Source organism: Klebsiella sp. SYXHC3, from assembly GCF_057196925.1.
Window position 1 is genome coordinate 327,906 of record NZ_JBXUNG010000003.1, and the last position, 17,510, is coordinate 345,415.

General features: G+C 57.0%; 16 protein-coding genes. 7 read left to right on the forward strand and 9 right to left on the reverse strand.

Features of this window, described 5'->3' with window-relative positions; translation table 11 throughout:
- Nucleotides 1–83 precede the first annotated feature (83 nt).
- Entirely contained in the window at nucleotides 84–953 is an 870-nt protein-coding gene (locus AC2CGP_RS11065) for a helix-turn-helix transcriptional regulator (RefSeq protein ID WP_020079399.1), read from the forward strand.
- A 24-nt stretch (nucleotides 954–977) separates the two neighbouring features.
- Complete coding sequence (locus AC2CGP_RS11070) at nucleotides 978–2,015, forward strand: DUF2157 domain-containing protein (protein WP_015367811.1); 1,038 nt, start codon at nucleotides 978–980, stop codon at nucleotides 2,013–2,015.
- 143 nt (nucleotides 2,016–2,158) lie between these two features.
- Here the strand turns inward: AC2CGP_RS11070 and nfsB are convergent, their stop codons facing one another.
- The 3 genes from nfsB to AC2CGP_RS11085 form a co-directional block, all read right to left on the reverse strand.
- Nucleotides 2,159–2,812: an oxygen-insensitive NAD(P)H nitroreductase gene (gene nfsB / locus AC2CGP_RS11075; RefSeq protein WP_015367810.1), complete on the reverse strand. Its 654-nt coding sequence runs from the start codon at nucleotides 2,810–2,812 to the stop codon at nucleotides 2,159–2,161.
- Nucleotides 2,813–2,932: 120 nt separating this feature from the next.
- Nucleotides 2,933–3,301, reverse strand: a complete 369-nt coding sequence (locus AC2CGP_RS11080; RefSeq protein WP_015367809.1) for an MmcQ/YjbR family DNA-binding protein — start codon at nucleotides 3,299–3,301, stop codon at nucleotides 2,933–2,935.
- Nucleotides 3,301–3,882, reverse strand: coding sequence for a TetR/AcrR family transcriptional regulator (locus AC2CGP_RS11085; protein ID WP_032714030.1), 582 nt, complete (start codon nucleotides 3,880–3,882; stop codon nucleotides 3,301–3,303). Before AC2CGP_RS11085 ends, AC2CGP_RS11080 begins: the two co-directional genes overlap by 1 nt.
- Nucleotides 3,883–4,055: 173 nt before the next feature.
- Between AC2CGP_RS11085 and AC2CGP_RS11090 the strand changes: the two genes are divergently transcribed.
- A complete protein-coding gene (locus AC2CGP_RS11090; RefSeq protein WP_015367807.1) occupies nucleotides 4,056–5,171 on the forward strand; it encodes an MBL fold metallo-hydrolase in 1,116 nt (371 codons plus the stop codon).
- A gap of 32 nt (nucleotides 5,172–5,203) precedes the next feature.
- Entirely contained in the window at nucleotides 5,204–5,545 is a 342-nt protein-coding gene (locus AC2CGP_RS11095) for a RamA family antibiotic efflux transcriptional regulator (RefSeq protein ID WP_015367806.1), read from the forward strand.
- A gap of 57 nt (nucleotides 5,546–5,602) precedes the next feature.
- Here AC2CGP_RS11095 and AC2CGP_RS11100 read toward each other — a convergent pair whose 3' ends face one another.
- On the reverse strand, nucleotides 5,603–5,851 hold the full coding sequence (locus AC2CGP_RS11100) for a DUF1158 domain-containing protein (RefSeq protein WP_015367805.1): 249 nt from the start codon (nucleotides 5,849–5,851) through the stop codon (nucleotides 5,603–5,605).
- A 501-nt stretch (nucleotides 5,852–6,352) separates the two neighbouring features.
- Here AC2CGP_RS11100 and AC2CGP_RS11105 point away from each other — a divergent pair.
- Nucleotides 6,353–9,076, forward strand: coding sequence for a cation-transporting P-type ATPase (locus tag AC2CGP_RS11105; RefSeq protein WP_484502337.1), 2,724 nt, complete (start codon nucleotides 6,353–6,355; stop codon nucleotides 9,074–9,076).
- Between the two features lie 44 nt (nucleotides 9,077–9,120).
- Here AC2CGP_RS11105 and AC2CGP_RS11110 read toward each other — a convergent pair whose 3' ends face one another.
- On the reverse strand, nucleotides 9,121–9,849 hold the full coding sequence (locus tag AC2CGP_RS11110) for a phosphodiester glycosidase family protein (protein WP_484502338.1): 729 nt from the start codon (nucleotides 9,847–9,849) through the stop codon (nucleotides 9,121–9,123).
- Between the two features lie 48 nt (nucleotides 9,850–9,897).
- Nucleotides 9,898–11,013: a YbdK family carboxylate-amine ligase gene (locus tag AC2CGP_RS11115; RefSeq protein WP_032712811.1), complete on the reverse strand. Its 1,116-nt coding sequence runs from the start codon at nucleotides 11,011–11,013 to the stop codon at nucleotides 9,898–9,900.
- A 181-nt stretch (nucleotides 11,014–11,194) separates the two neighbouring features.
- Here AC2CGP_RS11115 and AC2CGP_RS11120 point away from each other — a divergent pair, with 181 nt between their 5' ends.
- Nucleotides 11,195–11,545, forward strand: a complete 351-nt coding sequence (locus tag AC2CGP_RS11120; RefSeq protein ID WP_484502339.1) for a hypothetical protein — start codon at nucleotides 11,195–11,197, stop codon at nucleotides 11,543–11,545.
- On the opposite strand, the gene betA is transcribed toward AC2CGP_RS11120, so the two are convergent.
- The 3 genes from betA to betI are packed head-to-tail and all read right to left on the reverse strand — an operon-like array spanning nucleotide 11,542 to nucleotide 15,298.
- Nucleotides 11,542–13,206, reverse strand: a complete 1,665-nt coding sequence (betA, locus tag AC2CGP_RS11125) for a choline dehydrogenase (protein WP_045366491.1) — start codon at nucleotides 13,204–13,206, stop codon at nucleotides 11,542–11,544. The two genes, AC2CGP_RS11120 and betA, sit on opposite strands and share 4 nt — an antisense overlap.
- A gap of 14 nt (nucleotides 13,207–13,220) precedes the next feature.
- On the reverse strand, nucleotides 13,221–14,693 hold the full coding sequence (gene betB / locus AC2CGP_RS11130) for a betaine-aldehyde dehydrogenase (protein ID WP_484502340.1): 1,473 nt from the start codon (nucleotides 14,691–14,693) through the stop codon (nucleotides 13,221–13,223).
- A gap of 11 nt (nucleotides 14,694–14,704) precedes the next feature.
- Nucleotides 14,705–15,298, reverse strand: coding sequence for a transcriptional regulator BetI (gene betI / locus AC2CGP_RS11135; RefSeq protein WP_015367796.1), 594 nt, complete (start codon nucleotides 15,296–15,298; stop codon nucleotides 14,705–14,707).
- 128 nt (nucleotides 15,299–15,426) lie between these two features.
- Between betI and betT the strand changes: the two genes are divergently transcribed.
- On the forward strand, nucleotides 15,427–17,460 hold the full coding sequence (betT, locus tag AC2CGP_RS11140) for a choline BCCT transporter BetT (RefSeq protein ID WP_015704693.1): 2,034 nt from the start codon (nucleotides 15,427–15,429) through the stop codon (nucleotides 17,458–17,460).
- Nucleotides 17,461–17,510: the final 50 nt, after the last annotated feature.

A 17,510-nucleotide genomic window follows, 5' to 3' on the forward strand; every position in this document is an offset into this window, starting at 1 on the left:
GGATGGCCGTAGCATCTCCGATTAATTAAACGGGTACCAGTTCCTGTCTATACTGGTATTGGTACTACCATGCTGGAGGAACAATGACGCTAATGCTGCAACGTGAGGCGCTGAATCTCGCGCCCGATGATAGCCGTAAACAGCTGGGAGCATTTCTGCGCGCCCGCCGCGAGAGTCTTGACCCGCAGCGACTCGGCCTGCCGCGCGTCGGGCGGCGGCGGACGCCGGGGCTGCGCCGGGAAGAGGTGGCGATGCTGGCGGACGTCGGCGTGACCTGGTACACCTGGCTTGAGCAGGGGCGAGAAGTGAATCCGTCGGCGGCGGTATTAAGCGGCGTGGCCAGCGCGCTACAGTGCAGCCCGCTGGAAACCCGCCATCTGTTCGTACTGGCCGGCTTAACGCCGCCGGAGAATACGCAGGCCACGGTTTGCGAGGGGATCAGTCCCGGAACCCGACGCATGCTTGATAGCCTGATGCCGCAGCCCGCCAGCATTCAGAAACCGAACTTTGATATCGTCGCCTGGAATGACAGCTTTTGCCGCCTGATGGGCGTTGATTTCGCGACGATTGCCGAAGAAGACCGCAATTGCATCTATCTCTATCTCACCTGCGAAGCCTGGCGTAGCCGCATTGAAAATCGTGACGTGTTGCCGACTTTTGTTTCCTATTTTCGCGCGGCGATGGCTGAGCATCGCGGTTCTCCAGAGTGGGAAGATAAGCTGGCGCGCTTTTTCGCCGCTTCAGCGGAGTTCGAAGCGCTATGGCACCAGCGCTATGAGGTGCGCGGCGTCGAAAACCAGGTGAAAAATTTTAACCATCCGCAGCTCGGGCGCTTTAGCCTGCAGCAAATGTACTGGTATTCCGCGCCGCGCAACGGTTCGCGTCTGCTGGTCTATTTACCGCTGGATGAAACCGGAGAACAGGCGCTGGCCTGGCTGGATCAACAGGGCTAAGCCCGCAATGGACAAGGAACGCTTATGAACGTCACCCGCAAGCAGCAGCGGATTCTTCAACGCGCTATTGAGCAATGGCAGCAGGAGGGGGTCCTGAACAGCAGTGACGGCCAACGGCTGTCAGCGTCGCTATCTGTCCGTACTTTCGACTGGCAGCGCCTGAGCCGCTATGCCTTCTGGACCGCGATAGCCTGCGTCTTGATTGCGCTGGGGAGTCTGTTCGCCGATGCTGAATTGATTGCGGCGATTATCAATCTGTTCAGCGACTCCGCCGTGGCGCGGATTATCCTGCCGACGCTGCTGGCCATCGCATTTTACTATTGGGGGTTCCGCCGCCAGCGGCGCGAATCCCAGTGGCACTACAGCACCGAGGCGATTTTGTTCCTCGGCGTCGTCTGTACCGCCATTGCCTTGTGGCAGCTAGGCGATCGGCTGGACGACGGCAGCGGCCACGTGGCGCCGCTAATACTGCTCGGCTGCGCCATTTACGGCCTGATAGGGTTTTTCGCCCGCTCCGGGCTGGTGTGGCTGTTCTTCCTGCTGGCGTTAGGTAACTGGTTTGGCGCGGAAACCGGCTATATATCAGGTTGGGGCGCCTACTGGCTGGGGATGAGCTTCCCGATTCGTTTCGTGCTGTTCGGTGGCGTGCTGCTGGCGCTGTGCTACTTGATGCAAAATGTGTTACGTCAGCGGCAGTTGTTTACCGTTAGTAAGGCGATGGGGCTGACCTGGCTGTTTGTCGCGCTGTGGATCCTGTCGATTTTCGGCAACTACGATTCCGATAGCTGGTATGGGGTGAGCCAGGCGCAACTGCTGCCGTGGGGGCTGCTGTTTGCGCTGGCGGCGGCGATCTGTATTTATATCAGCCTGAAAACCGACGATGGCATGCTGCGTGGATTTGGCCTGACGTTTCTTGCCATCAACCTCTACACCCGCTTCTTCGAATTCTTCTGGTACAGCCTGCACAAGGTGGTGTTTTTCCTGATCCTGGCGGTATCGCTGGCGATGATTGGCCGTTACGCCGAGCGGATCTGGCACGCCGGCGAGGGGGAGAAAAAGTAACGGTTTTTCCCTGCTAAGCGTAAGCGATCGCCGCAGCCCTCCCCGGATGGCGGCGCGTTGCGCCTTATCCGGGCTACGATCCGGCACTCGGTTGGTAGCCCCGGTAAGCGTTAGCGCCATCCGGGGAGGGCAGCGCGCGGAGATTAGATCTCGGTGATGGTGGTGGACTGCGGCAGGCGGGATTTCGGCAGCGCGGCGTTGAAGTCTTCCACGCTGTGATGACCGACCGGCACCACGACCACGCTGGTATAACCTTGCGCTTTCAGGCCAAATTCTTCGTCGAGGATAGCGAAATCGACGCCTTCGATCGGCACCGCATCCAGACCCATTGCCGCCACGCCGAGCAGGAAGTTGCCCACGTTAAGATAAACCTGCTTCGCCATCCACTGATCGTCATCTTTCAGCTCTTTGCGGTGCATATCGGCAAAGAAGGTGCGGCCTTTGTGGTTACCGGCTTTGGCTTCCGGAGTGGCAAAACGGCCATCGGCATCTTCCTGATCAACGACTTTTTCCAGCCACGCATCGTCCATTGCGGTTTTCGCACAGAACACGACAACGTGGGAAGCGTCGAGGATTTTACGTTCGTTGAACACATAGGTGCCGCTGGCTGCTTTCGCGACGCGAGCTTTACCTTCATCGCTGCTGGCGACGATAAAGTGCCATGGCTGGGAGTTGGTGCTCGACGGGCTATATTGCAGCAGCGTTTTCAGGTTTTCCGCCTGTTCAGCCGTCAGTTTTTTCGCCGGATCGAAAGCCTTAGTGGAGTAACGTTTTAAGGCAACTGAGATAATATCCATGACTCTTCCTCACAATTTTCAGCCCCTTACGGGCACATTTCGTGGGAGGAAGAGTACAGCGATGCGCGGGAAATGATAAGAGTGAAAAATGCGATAACACTTATCGCATTTATTTGAAAATCAGCCGGGACGCAGCCGACGCTGGTCTTTTTTCGCCAGCTTATCCACCACCAGATTCCACGAGTCGTCAATAAGCTCGGCAAGTAAATCCTCGCTGATATCCTCGCCCGGGACCACGGTGATCCAGTGCTTTTTGTTCATGTGATAGCCCGGTTCGATGCTGCGGTATATTTGCTGATTGAGCAGCGATTTTTGCGGATCGGCCTTCAGGTTGACTATGGCACGCCCGCGAAGGGTCATGGTCAACATGAAAATACGCCCACCGACTTTAAACACGTCATACTCCGGGCCAAACGGCCAGCAGTGTTCGGTAAAAGGGTAGGTCAGCGCGATACGCTGCGCGTGATGGTGTAGCGCTTCGTTATCCATTACGACTCACTCTCATGCAGCGCATTCCACATGGCCTCAAAACCGAGGGCAATGATCTCGCGGGCGCGCTGTGGATCGTGGCTGGCGAACTCGATGGTGGTTTCGGCCAGCGACAGGAACAGGGCATCGCCGAAAGCGCGATAGGCGTCGCTAAGGAAAACCGCTTTCACCGACAGCTGGCACATCTCGTTCAGCTCGGGAAAACTCTCTTTGACCTGGCTGCGGGTTTCATCGGTAATGCGTTCGCTCAATGCCATACGGCGAATGGCGCGGTATTCCATAGGGTTACGCATCCCCCAGTCGATATAACTGTTCCAGATGTTCCGCGCGTTTTCTTTTGGGCGTTTTTCGTCAGGATTGAGCCCGGCGATCATTGTCTGTACTAAGCGCATCTTAATGGCGAGGTATAACTCGTTGAGCAACTCATCTTTAGTGGCGAAATAGCGAAACAGCGTTCCCTCGGCAACCCCCGCGCTGCGGGCTATCGCCGATGTTGAAGCGGCAATGCCGGACTGGGCGAAAGCGGCCGTGGCGGCTTCCAGTAACGCTTGTTTTTTATCTTCACTCTTAGGACGAGCCACTACATTTTACCTCGCTGAAAGTTAAACCTCGATCTAATCACGGCGGACCGCACAACTGCAACGCCAGATGTCAAAAATTGAAAATAGTCTTGACGATTTTCTACTCCTTCCTAATAATGAGTGCTTACTCACTCATAATCAAGTTATATCATAAAGTCCCCTGGATGGGGCTTTTGTCTGGTCAGGATATGAACCGTGTCACCTTTAGCGTGGTCGCCATTATGTTATTAGCAGCAGCAACGACATTGCCGTTTGTTCTTAATGCCGGTTTTGGCAAAGCGCCGCAGGGTGCGCAGCTCAGTCTTGTCGAACAGTCGCCGAACTACCGTGACGGCCAGTTCCATAACCAACTGCCGACGCCGGGATTCACCGGCCAGAAAAACATGCTGGCCGCGTGGTGGGATTTTCTGGTCACGAAGCGAGAAAACGCGCGCCCGCAGCAGCCGTTGCCGCTGGTGAATACCGATCTTGCCGGTTTGCCGTCTGGTGAAGACGTCATGGTCTGGCTCGGTCACTCATCGTGGTATCTGCAGCTGGCGGGTAAACGTATCCTGATCGACCCGGTATTTAGCGATTACGCCGCGCCGTTCTCTTTCATCAATAAGGCTTTCCCCGGTGATTACCCGTGGAACGCGCAGCGGATGCCGGAGATCGATCTGCTGATTATCTCCCACGATCACTACGACCATCTCGACTACGCCACCATTAAGGCGCTGATGCCGAAAGTTAAACGCGTGGTGACGCCGCTCGGCGTCGGCTCGCATCTGCGCTACTGGGGAATGGATGCGGCGATTATTGATGAAGTGGACTGGAACCAGACGATAAAAATCAGCGATGAACTCACCGTACATGCGCTGCCGGCTCGCCATTTCTCCGGCCGTGGGCTGAAACGCAACCAGACCTTATGGGCCAGCTTCCTGTTCGTCACTCCGCAGGAAAAGATTTATTACAGCGGCGATAGCGGCTATGGCCCGCATTTTAAGGCCATTGGCGAACAGTTTGGCCCTATCGACCTGGCAATCATGGAAAACGGTCAATATGACCAGGACTGGAAGTACATCCACATGATGCCGGAAGAAACGGCGCAGGCCGCCGATGATTTACGCGCCCGGTCGGTATTACCGGGGCATGCCGGACGCTTTGTGCTGGCAAAACACAGCTGGGACGATCCGTACCAGCGGCTGGCGGCAGCCAGCGAAGGACGTGAGTGGCGTTTAGTCACGCCAATGCTGGGCGAACCGGTGTGGGTCGCTGATAAGACACAATCATTTAACGCCTGGTGGCGCTAACCGCCAGAGTGGTTCAGAAGGAGAGAAGAGATATGAATATATCCGCTCAGGTGATTGACACTATCGTGGAATGGATTGATGACAATCTGCATCAACCGCTGCGTATTGATGATATTGCGCGCCATGCCGGGTATTCGAAATGGCATCTGCAACGGCTGTTTTTACAGTACAAAGGGGAAAGTCTCGGGCGCTACATTCGCGAGCGTAAACTGCTGCTGGCAGCGCGCGACCTGCGCGATACCGATCAGCGGGTTTATGATATCTGCCTGAAATACGGCTTTGATTCGCAGCAGACTTTCACCCGTATCTTTACCCGTACCTTCAATCAGCCGCCGGGCGCGTATCGCAAAGAGAACCACAGCCGCGCGCACTGAGCGCCGGCTGCATACCAGTCCGCCTCTATCGGCGGGCTTTTTTTGCTCTCGTACGGCTTAATCTGCCAGCGAGAACCAGCGGCGCCATATCCAGCGCAATACCAGATACTCAACGACTCCCAGCGCTAAGAACCACAGGCAGAAGATCAAGGTATAGAGCTGGTTGAGATCCATCAGGTGGAAGGATGTGACCAGTTTTTGCGCCAGCGTCAGGCCGAGCGAGGGCGCCGGCAGCAATAAGCATGAGATCAGGGCTAACAGCAAAATGCCGGCGGCGGATAACAGCGTTTCCAGCGGGTGTTTCATTATAATGTTAATCGTCAGTTAAAAAACATATTGTCTGGTAAAAAGTCCGTTAACGCAATATGCTTTATCCGCTTATTAATTTACGTCATTCATATTATTTCTAATACTATTAATTAAACCCCCTCTGTTAATTTATTGAGTAATATTTGTGATTAAGTTAATTGCACCGCGAGGTAAATTAACGTCATTTATTATCCCAGCATTTTTACAAAAGTATAGGTACTATATCCCACTATTGTGGCGATAATAATTGCCAGTGCGACATACAGCACCAGCCGGCGTCCACGGTAGATTCCAAACATGTTTCACCTCGTTTATAAATGGTTTAGAAATACCCTGTAATATTTGTTTTTCAGAACCAACTTACCATGTATTTTTTAATTTGCGAGTAAATAAATATTCTGGCTGGATAATTTGATCTTGCTCGCAAAACGCATTAATTCATTGGCCAGAAATGATTTCAGGCTTTCCGAATGACGGAATTTAAAAGGAAACTTAATTTTGACCCGGATGATTAACCCCCACAACATCACGCCTTCGGGCGACAGCGCGCCACAGCAGGTTTATCAGCAAACAGTCGAAGCGGTACTGGCGCAAAAAAAGAGCCATGCCGACGGTCTCAGCACCGCTGAAGCCGTCGGGCGCCTGAAATCATACGGCCCTAACGCGCTGCCGGAAAAGAAAGGCAAACCGGCCTGGCTGCGTTTTCTTGCCCACTTCAACGATGTCCTGATTTACGTCCTGCTGGCCGCTGCCGCGCTCACCGCGGTGATGGGCCACTGGGTCGATACCCTGGTTATTCTCGGCGTTACCGTCATTAATGCGTTGATCGGTCATATTCAAGAGAGCAATGCCGAAAAATCGCTGCAGGGGATCCGCAACATGCTCTCCAGCGACGCCCGCGTCCAGCGCAACGGCAAGCATGAAACCATCCCCACCCGTGACCTGGTGCCGGGCGATATTGTTATTTTGCGCGCTGGCGATCGCGTCCCGGCGGATATGCGCCTGATTGAAAGCCACAATCTACGGGTCGAAGAGGCGATTCTCACCGGCGAATCAACGGTGGTGGATAAAACCACTGTGGCGTTGCAGGGCGAGCTACCGCTGGGTGACCGCACCAATATGGTCTTCTCCGGCACCACTATCAGCGCCGGCAGCGGCGTCGGTGTGGTCACCGCTACCGGTCAAGAGACCGAGCTAGGCCACATCAATCAGATGATGGCGGCTATTGAAAAGCACCGTACTCCGCTGCTGGTGCAGATGGATAAGCTGGGGAAAGCGATTTTTGTCATCATCCTCGCAATGATGGTGGCGCTGTTCTTCTTCAGCCTCGCGTTGCGCGATATCCCGCTGGGCGAGCTGCTGCTGTCGCTGATTAGCCTCGCGGTGGCGGCGGTGCCGGAAGGCCTGCCGGCGATTATCTCGATTATCCTGTCGCTCGGCGTACAGGCGATGGCGCGCAAGCGGGCAATTATCCGCAAGCTGCCGACGGTTGAAACGCTTGGCGCGATGACCGTGGTGTGTTCGGACAAGACCGGCACCCTGACCATGAACGAAATGACGGTGAAAGCGATCATCACCGCCGACTGCTGCTACCGCGTTGAAGGCGACAGCTATGAGCCGCAGGGGCGCATTTTCCAGGAGGGCAGCGACGAGCCGGTGGTGGTCCAGCCGGGCAGCGTTTTGGAAACCTACCTCCGTACCATCGATCTGTGCAATGACAGCCAGATCGTTCAGGACGAGCGTGGCCTGTGGGGGATCACCGGCGGCCCGACCGAAGGGGCGCTGAAGGTGCTGGCGGCGAAAGCCCAGTTAGCGCCGGTCGCCACCCGGTTGGTGGCGAAAATACCCTTCGACTCGCAGTACAAATATATGGCCACCCATCAGCAGATCGGCGATGAGGAGCGGGTGCTGATTACCGGCGCGCCGGATGTCATCTTTGCCCTGTGCGGCCAGCAGATGAGCAAGCAGGGGCCAAGGCCGTTTGACCGTCAATACTGGGAAGACGAAATGGCGCGTTTCGCCCGTCAGGGGTTACGGATGGTTGCCGCCGCCTGTAAACCGGCAACCGTCGGCAGCGCCACATTGACCCACGATGATCTGAAGGAAGGTCTGGTGTTCCTCGGCATCGCCGGAATGATGGATCCGCCGCGTCCGGAGGCGATTGACGCGATCCACGCCTGCCAGACCGCCGGGATCCGCGTGAAGATGATCACCGGCGACCACCCGCAGACGGCGATGAGCATCGGGCAGATGCTGGGGATCGCCAACAGCCGCCAGGCGATGACCGGCTATCAACTTGAGCATATGGATGATGCCGAGCTGGCGAAGGCGGCGGTGGAGTTTGATATTTTCGCCCGTACCAGTCCGGAGCATAAACTGCGTCTGGTCAAGGCGCTGCAGGATAGCGGCGAAGTGGTCGGGATGACCGGTGACGGCGTTAACGACGCCCCGGCGCTGCGTCAGGCCGACGTGGGCATCGCCATGGGCATTAAAGGAACCGAGGTGACCAAAGAGGCCGCCGATATGGTGCTTACCGACGACAACTTCGCCACCATCGCCGGCTCGGTGAAGGAGGGACGCCGCGTCTACGACAATCTGAAAAAGACTATCCTGTTCATCATGCCGACCAACCTCGCGCAGGGACTGTTGATCATCATTGCGCTGCTGGCGGGCAATATTATTCCGCTGACGCCGGTGCTGATTTTGTGGATGAACATGGCGACCTCGGCCACGCTCTCCTTCGGCCTGGCCTTTGAAGCCGCCGAGCGCAACGTGATGAACCGTCCGCCGCGTAAGACCGGCCAGCACGTGATGGATGGGTTCGCCGTCTGGCGCGTCGCTTTTGTCGGTTCGATGATTGCCGTCGCCGCTTTTGTTCTCGAAGCCTGGCTGGCGCCGCGCGGCCACAGTGCTGAGTTCATCCGCACCGTACTACTGCAGATGCTGGTGACCGCCCAGTGGGTCTATATGATCAACTGCCGCAGCAGCGACAGCTTCTCCCTGAACAAAGGATTGCTGCGCAACAAAGGCATCTGGCTGGTGACCGGCGTCTTGTTGCTGATGCAGCTGGTCATCATCTATGTGCCGCTGATGCAGAACATGTTCGGCACCGAAGCACTACCGCTGCGCTACTGGTTCGTGACCCTGGCGATTGGCGTGGCCATGTTCCTGGTGGTCGAAGTCGAGAAGCGGCTAACCCGCCGTTTGCGTAAACCTACCTGATACCGAATGGCGCCCCTTCAGGATAGAGCGGGCGCCATTTTCGTTTAGCCAGGTTTTTGGGTTTCCACCGCGATCATGGTGACGAACGGATGGTATTGCCACGGTATGCTGCCGCCCTTTTGATACATTTTTGAAATCGTACCGTCGAGGTAGAGCATCTGGCGCACGTGGAGTTTGGACTGTGCGTAACAGGCGAAATCGTAGAAATTGGTTTCGCGCTCGCTAAGCATAAATACCACCCGTCCCTGCTTATCAATGCCGACGCCGTTGCGCAGTTTGCGCGAGCTGGCGGAGGGCTTCAGTCGCCAGTTGATGGCGCCGTTTTCAATCAGCATTGGCCCGGACTGCACGGCGTAGGTTATCTCAGGCGATAGCTTAAATTTATTGATAGGCGTTATTCCCGCCCGCTGGCCCTTCAGCCAGAATACGCCGCCGGGGCGAATGAAAAAGTTGCCGCCGCCGGAGGCGCGGTTGAGGGGCTTTATCTGCTCGCCATTTTCGATATACAAGCCCAGCGGTTCGTAGGCCTTATCGTATATCCCGCCGTTCATCGCCATCTGGACGCGGTCGTCTTTATTGATATCCGCAAGCAGCGAGCGTAGCGAGCCCCAGGCTTTGCCATTTTGCTTTTGCCAGTACATCACGATGCGCTCTTGCTGCGGATTAACCGTATAGCTTTGCAAGGTCATCGTTGGGTCGGTGAGCGTACAGGCAGCATGGGTAAAGGCGGTGAAGGGAAGAAGCGCAAGAGGGAGCAGGCGGCGTAATAACATGAACAATCCTTTTGAATATCCTGCGCCGAGTATACCCGTTTCGCTTCCTTATGCCGCCCAAATCTCGCAATGCTTTTGTACCAGGCCGATCAGCGAACCGCCGTTGGCGATGAATTCGCGCATCTGCTGCGCTTCGCTGATGGTGGACCTGGCCTGGCGCACAACCGATTCCAGCGCCGCGCTGGCGTGCACCTTATGGGCAAAGGGCGCCAGTCTGTCGGCTAACTGTAGAATGTTCGCGCGGATGCTTTGTTGTTCTCCGGACCAGACATCGGTTATCACCCCGTCGAGGCCGTAACGACAGGCCTGATAGCGGTTGAAAGGGTAGAGGAGGTAATCCTCCGGCTGATGTTTAAACGGCCGTTCGCTTAACAGCCAACAGGCTAGCGTCTGGATAAATCCGGCGATATTCACCGCCTGGCCTATCGTCAGCGGCGTATCCATCACCCGCACCTCGACGGTACCGAAAACCGGGCTCGGGCGAATATCCCAGTGCAGATCCTTCATGCTGTCGATCATGCTGGTGTAGCTCAGGCGGCGGAATAAACGCTGAAAGGCCTGCCAGTTCTCTACCCACGGCATCGGCCCGTTATCGGGATAGGAAGAGAAACGGTTCAGGCGCGAACAGGCAAAGCGGCTATCGGTGCTGTCGAACCACGGCGAGGCGGCGTTGAGGGCAATAAAGTGCGGTACAAAGCGTGACAGCCCGTGCAGCAAATAGATGGCGTCGTCGCCGTTCTGACAGCCGACGTGGACATGTTGGCCAAACACCGTCGCCTGCTTTGCCAGATAGCCGAAGTGCTCGACGGTTTTCACATAGCGCGGGTTATCGCTGATTTGTTGACGCTGCCAGGCGTGGAAAGGATGCGAACCGCCGCCGCAGATTTGCAGGTGGTGATGGAGAGCGGCGCGCTGTACCGCCTGATGGATGGCGCCTAGCTGTGTGGTGGCGTGGCTGATATCGCGACAGATGCCGGTGGCTATCTCCAGCATGCTTTCGGTGATGTCGTGTTTGGCCTCTCCCGCCGTCAGTTCGCGTTGGATATCGGCAATCAGCGTGGAGGCATCCTGGCTGAGGTCGTATCCCGGCGGGTTGACGACCTGTAACTCCAGCTCAATACCAAGCGTAAAAGGCGCTGAAACGTGAAAATCGGGTAGCGTCATCGTCTTTCTCCTGTCCCCGCTTAAACTGCAAGTATAGGAGAAGCGCAGTGAGTGCGGACGGGATGAGAAAACCCCGGTGGCGCTGCCGCTTACCGGGGCTACAGAGTTGTGCGATTTGGTAGCCCGGATGAGCGCAGCGCAATCCGGGAGGCCGGGTGGTGTATCGCTGACACCGGTGCTGGTGGCTTCAAAATCCCCGGTGGCGCTGTCGCTTACCGGGGCTACAGCGCTGTGCGATTTGGTAGCCCGGATTAGCGCAGCGCAATCCGGGAAGGCGGGTGGCGTATCGCTGACACCGGTGCTGGCGGCTTCAAAATCCCCGGTGGCGCTGTCGCTTACCGGGGCTACAGAGTTGTGCGATTTGGTAGCCCGGATGAGCGCAGCGCAATCCGGGAGGGCGGGTGGCGTATCGCTGACACCGGTGCTGGTGGCTTCAAAAACCCCGGTGGTGCTGTCGCTTACCGGGGCTACAGAGTTGTGCGATTTGGTAGCCCGGATTAGCGCAGCGCAATCCGGGGACCTGCTCGTTTAGCGGCGAACCGGCGCGTCGCCGGCGACATAGTAGGCCGCGGTGCTGCGCGGTAACGGCTGACGCCCGCGAATGGCATCGGCCATCTTCTCGCCAATCATGATAGTGGTGGCGTTCAGGTTGCCGGTAATAATCTGCGGCATAATCGACGCGTCGATGACTCTCAATCCTTCCATGCCGTGGACGCGGCCTTCTCCGTCGACCACCGCCATGTCGTCGTACCCCATCTTACAGGTGCCGCACGGGTGGAACGCGGTCTCGGCGTGATTACGCACAAACTCATCCAGTTCGGCATCGCTCTGGCACTCAAGTCCAGGGCTGATTTCGCGCCCGCGATATTTATCCAGCGCCGGCTGGTTCATGATTTCGCGGGTAATACGGATGGCGTCGCGGAATTCCTGCCAGTCCTGGTCGCTCGACATATAGTTGAACAGGATTGCCGGATGGGCATGCGGGTCGCGCGATTTCAGACGCACGTGACCGCGGCTTGGTGAACGCATCGAGCCAACGTGGCACTGGAAACCATGCTCTTTAACCGCATTGGATCCATTGTAGTTAATCGCCACCGGCAGGAAGTGGTACTGAATATTCGGCCAGGCGAATTCCTCGCGGCTGCGAATAAATCCGCCCGCTTCAAACTGGTTGCTGGCGCCGATCCCGGTGCCGCCGAACAGCCATTCCGCGCCGATTTTCGGCTGATTCCACCATTGTAGCGCCGGGTACAGCGATACCGGCTCTTTGCACTCGTACTGCAGGTACATCTCAAGATGGTCCTGCAGATTTTCACCGACGCCGGGCAGGGCGTGGACCAGCGGAATATCAAACTGGCGCAGGAGTTCCGGATTGCCGACCCCGGAACGCTGCAGAATCTGCGGCGAGGCGATGGCGCCGGCGCAGAGCAGCACTTCTTTATTGGCCATTGCTTTCGACGGCGCGCTGCTGTCGCCTTCCAGCCACTCGACGCCAACGGCGCGTTTGCCGTCAAAAATAATGTGATCGGTCATGGCATGGGTACGGATGGTCAGGTTCGCGCGGCTGCGGGCCTGATCGAGATAGCCGCGGGCGGTGCTGGCACGGCGTCCCTGCGGCGTCACGGTGCGGTCCATCGGGCCAAACCCTTCCTGCTGATAACCGTTGAGATCGTCAGTACGCGGATAGCCCGCCTGCACGCCGGCTTCCACCATTGCATGAAACAGCGGGTTATTATTCTGTTTCGGCGTAGCGACGCTCACCGGGCCGTCGCCGCCGTGATAGTCGTTAGGGCCGATGTCGCGGGTTTCCGCTTTCCGGTAATAGGGCAGGCAGTCGAGGTAGCTCCAGTGTTCCAGCCCCGGCGCGGCGGCCCAGTTATCAAGGTCCATGGCGTTGCCGCGGATATAACACATGCCGTTAATCAGCGAGGAGCCGCCGAGCCCTTTACCGCGTCCGCACTCCATGCGGCGGTTGTTCATATAGGGTTCCGGTTCGGTCTCATAGGCCCAGTTGTAGCGTTTGCCCTGCAGCGGGAAAGCCAGCGCGGCGGGCATCTGGGTGCGGAAATCAAAGCGATAATCCGGGCCGCCCGCTTCCAGCAGCAGGACGGTGGTGTTGGGATCTTCCGTTAAACGCGTCGCGAGGACGTTGCCGGCGGAGCCGGCGCCAATAATGATGTAGTCAAACTGCAAAAATGACCTCCTGGTTAAAATATGGATTGAAACTGACCCATCTCAACCTGGATGGATTTCACTTGGGTATAGCTCTGTAGCGTCATCACGCCGTTTTCTCGGCCAATGCCGGAGTGTTTATAGCCGCCGACCGGCATTTCCGCCGGCGATTCTCCCCAGCTGTTTATCCAGCAAATGCCGGCTTCCAGCTGGTGGATGATGCGGTGAGCGCGGTTCAAATCCGGCGTGACCACGCCAGCGGCAAGGCCGTACTCGGTGGCGTTAGCGCGGCGAATCACTTCCGCTTCATCGTCATAGCTAAGAATCGACATCACCGGTCCGAAGATCTCTTCGCGCACGATAGTCATGTCGTCGGTGCAGTCGGTGAAGACCGTCGGAGCGACCCATGCGCCATTCTCGAAGCCTTCGCCTTTCAGCACATCGCCGCCGCACAGCAGGCGAGCGCCTTCGCTTTTGCCGCTCTCGATATAGCGCAGGACATTCTGGCGATGCGGGAAGCTGACCAGCGGGCCGAAATTGGTATCATCGGCAAACAGGTCTCCGGCGCGGATACGGCCCACGCGCTCCAGGATCTTGTGTTCAAATTCGGCTTTAAACTTCGCGGGCACAAACACGCGGGTGCCGTTGGTGCAGACCTGACCGGAGCTGTAGAAATTGGCCATCATGGCGATATCGGCGGCGAGGTCGAGGTTGGCATCTTCCGCGATAATCAGCGGTGATTTACCGCCCAGCTCCATGGTCACCTCTTTTAAAGAAGAGGCGGCGGAGTTGGCCATGACTTTTTTGCCGCTGGCGACACCGCCGGTGAAGGAGATTTTGGCGATATCCGGATGCTCGGTCAGGTACTGGCCGGTTTCGGCGCCGATCCCCGGCAGGACGTTGAAGACCCCTTCCGGCAGACCCGCTTCTCGGTAGATTTCCGCCAGCTTCAGCGCGGTGAGGGGAGTGACTTCGCTCGGTTTAAAGATCATCGCGTTACCGGCGGCCAGCGCCGGGGCCGATTTCCACAGCGCTATTTGGATCGGGTAGTTCCAGGCGCCGATACCGGCGACCACGCCAAGCGGTTCACGGCGGGTGTAGACAAAAGAACTGTCGCGCAGCGGGATCTGGCTGCCTTCCAGCGCCGGGATCAATCCGGCGTAGTACTCCAGTACATCGGCGCCGGTCACGATATCGACGGCGGCGGTTTCGCTCAGCGGTTTGCCGGTATCGAGCGTCTCCAGACGCGCCAGCTCATCGTTACGTTCGCGCAGAATATCAACCGCTTTACGCAGGATCCGCGAGCGCGCCATCGCGCTCATCGCCGCCCAGACTTTTTGCCCCTGTTGGGCGCTTTTTACCGCACGGTCGACGTCTTCACGCCCGGCGGCCTGGACGGTTGCCAGCACTTCCCCAGTGGCAGGGTTGATGGTCTCGAAAGTTTTACCGCTGGTGGCGGCGACAAACTTGCCGTGAATATAAAGCTGCTGTTCGGCCATTCGGGACATGGTTTCCTCCATTATTGCGAAGTCGGTGGCAGATACTGACTGATGAAATGGTCGGCGAGGGTTTCGGCACGCGTTTTGTCGAGCGGTTTACCGCTTAACGCCGCCCGCAGCCACAGGCCGTCGATCAGCGCCGCCAGACCGTAACCTGCTTCCTGCGCCTGCTCGCGGGGTAGCTGACGCTGAAACTCATACACGATGTTCGACAACAAACGTTTACTGCTGACCTGCTGCAGGCGATAGAGCATCGGCTGATGCATACTGCTGGCCCAGAAGGCGAGCCAGGCCTTCATCGCCGCGCCGCTTATCTGGCTGTCATCGAAATTGCCGGCGACGATGGCCCGCAGGCGCCGTTCAGCGCTGGCGCCGGGTAGCGCCCGCAGCCGCTGTAACACCGCATGGCGTAGCTGGCCGGTGATGTCGCGCATCGTCGCTTCCAGCAGTCCGTTTTTATCCTTGAAATAGTGGCTGATGATGCCCGTCGATACGCCCGCCCGGCGGGCGATCTGCGCGATGGTGGCGTCATGCATGCCGACCTCATTAATCGCCGCCAGCGTGGCGTCGATCAGCTGCCGCTGACGTATCGATTGCATCCCCAGTTTTGGCATTTCCCGGACTCCATTCATCAGATTTGTTTATCTATTAAAGCGGTTTTTGATTGGACGTTCAATATAAAATGTGTCTTAATTGTTGCCGATTTGCTTTTTAATAGTTGCAATAAATGTAAGGAGAATGGATGACAGACCTTTCGCCGAGCAGAGAAAAGGACAAAATCAATCCGGTGGTTTTTTACACTTCCGCAGGACTGATTTTGTTGTTTTCCCTGATGACTATCTTCTTCAGCGATTTTTCCGCGGCCTGGATTGGCCGTACCCTGAACTGGGTTTCTAAGACATTTGGCTGGTATTATTTACTCGCCGCCACGCTGTATATCGTGTTCGTCGTCTGTATTGCCTGTTCGCGCTTTGGTTCGGTGAAGCTGGGGCCGGAACACTCGAAGCCGGAGTTCAGCGTGCTGAGCTGGGCGGCGATGCTGTTTGCCGCCGGTATCGGTATCGACCTGATGTTCTTCTCGGTCGCCGAACCGGTCACGCAGTATATGCAGCCGCCGGAAGGGGCGGGGCAGACCATGGAAGCGGCGCGCCAGGCGATGGTATGGACGCTATTCCACTACGGCCTCACCGGCTGGTCGATGTACGCCCTGATGGGAATGGCGCTGGGATACTTTAGCTATCGTTATAATTTGCCGCTCACCATTCGCTCCGCGCTCTATCCTATCTTCGGGAAAAAGATTAATGGCCCCATCGGCCACAGCGTCGATATCGCCGCGGTGATCGGTACGATTTTCGGCATCGCCACTACCCTCGGTATCGGCGTGGTGCAGCTCAATTACGGCCTGAGCGTGCTGTTCCATATTCCTGATTCCTTGGGCGCAAAGGCGGCGCTGATTGTATTGTCGGTGATTATCGCCACCATTTCAGTGACCTCCGGCGTGGATAAGGGCATTCGTATCCTTTCCGAGCTCAACGTGGTACTGGCGCTGGGGCTGATCTTATTCATTCTGTTTATGGGCGATACCGAGTTCCTGCTCAATGCGCTGGTGTTGAACGTCGGGGATTACGTCAATCGCTTTATGGGAATGACGCTAAACAGCTTCGCCTTCGACCGCCCGGTTGAATGGATGAATAACTGGACGTTATTCTTCTGGGCCTGGTGGGTGGCGTGGTCGCCATTTGTCGGCCTGTTCCTGGCGCGTATTTCGCGCGGGCGCACCATTCGTCAGTTTGTGGTCGGTACGCTGATTATTCCGTTCACCTTCACCCTGCTGTGGCTGTCGGTATTCGGCAATAGCGCGTTATATGAAATTATTCATGGCAATGCAGATTTTGCCGCCGAGGCCATCGCTCACCCGGAGCGCGGTTTCTATAACCTGCTGGCGCAGTATCCGGCGTTTACCTTTAGCGCCTCGGTCGCCACCATTACCGGCCTGCTGTTTTACGTCACCTCAGCGGACTCCGGCGCGCTGGTGCTCGGCAACTTCACTTCGAAGCTGAAGGATATTAATAGCGATGCGCCGAACTGGCTGCGCATCTTCTGGTCGGTGGTGATTGGCCTGTTGACCCTCGGTATGCTGATGACTAACGGCATCTCCGCGCTACAGAACGCGACGGTGATCATGGGGCTACCGTTCAGCTTTGTGATTTTCTTCGTGATGGCGGGGTTATATAAGTCATTGAAGGTGGAAGATTATCGCCGCGAAAGCGCCAATCGCGACACTGCGCCGCGCCCGCTGGGCGTGCAGGATCGTCTGAGCTGGAAAAAGCGCTTGTCACGCTTAATGAACTATCCCGGCACGCGCTATACCCGCCAGATGATGGAGACGGTGTGCTTCCCGGCGATGGAAGAGGTGGCGCAGGAGCTGAAGCTGCGCGGCGCTTACGTTGAGCTGAAAAGCCTGCCGCCGGAAGAGGGCGATAACCTTGGTCACCTCGATCTGCTGGTGCATATGGGCGACGAACAAAACTTCGTCTACCAGATTTGGCCGCAGCAGTACTCGATTCCTGGTTTTACCTACCGGGCGCGCAGCGGCAAATCGACCTACTACCGTCTTGAGACTTTCCTGCTGGAGGGGAGCCAGGGCAATGACCTGATGGATTACAGCAAAGAGCAGGTGATCACCGATATTCTCGACCAGTACGAGCGACACCTGAACTTTATTCATCTACACAGGGAAGCGCCGGGGAATAGCGTCACCTTCCCTGGAATGTAAACCCGCTTTTACCAGGGCGTCATGTAATAAATGACGCCCTTTTTTTGCAA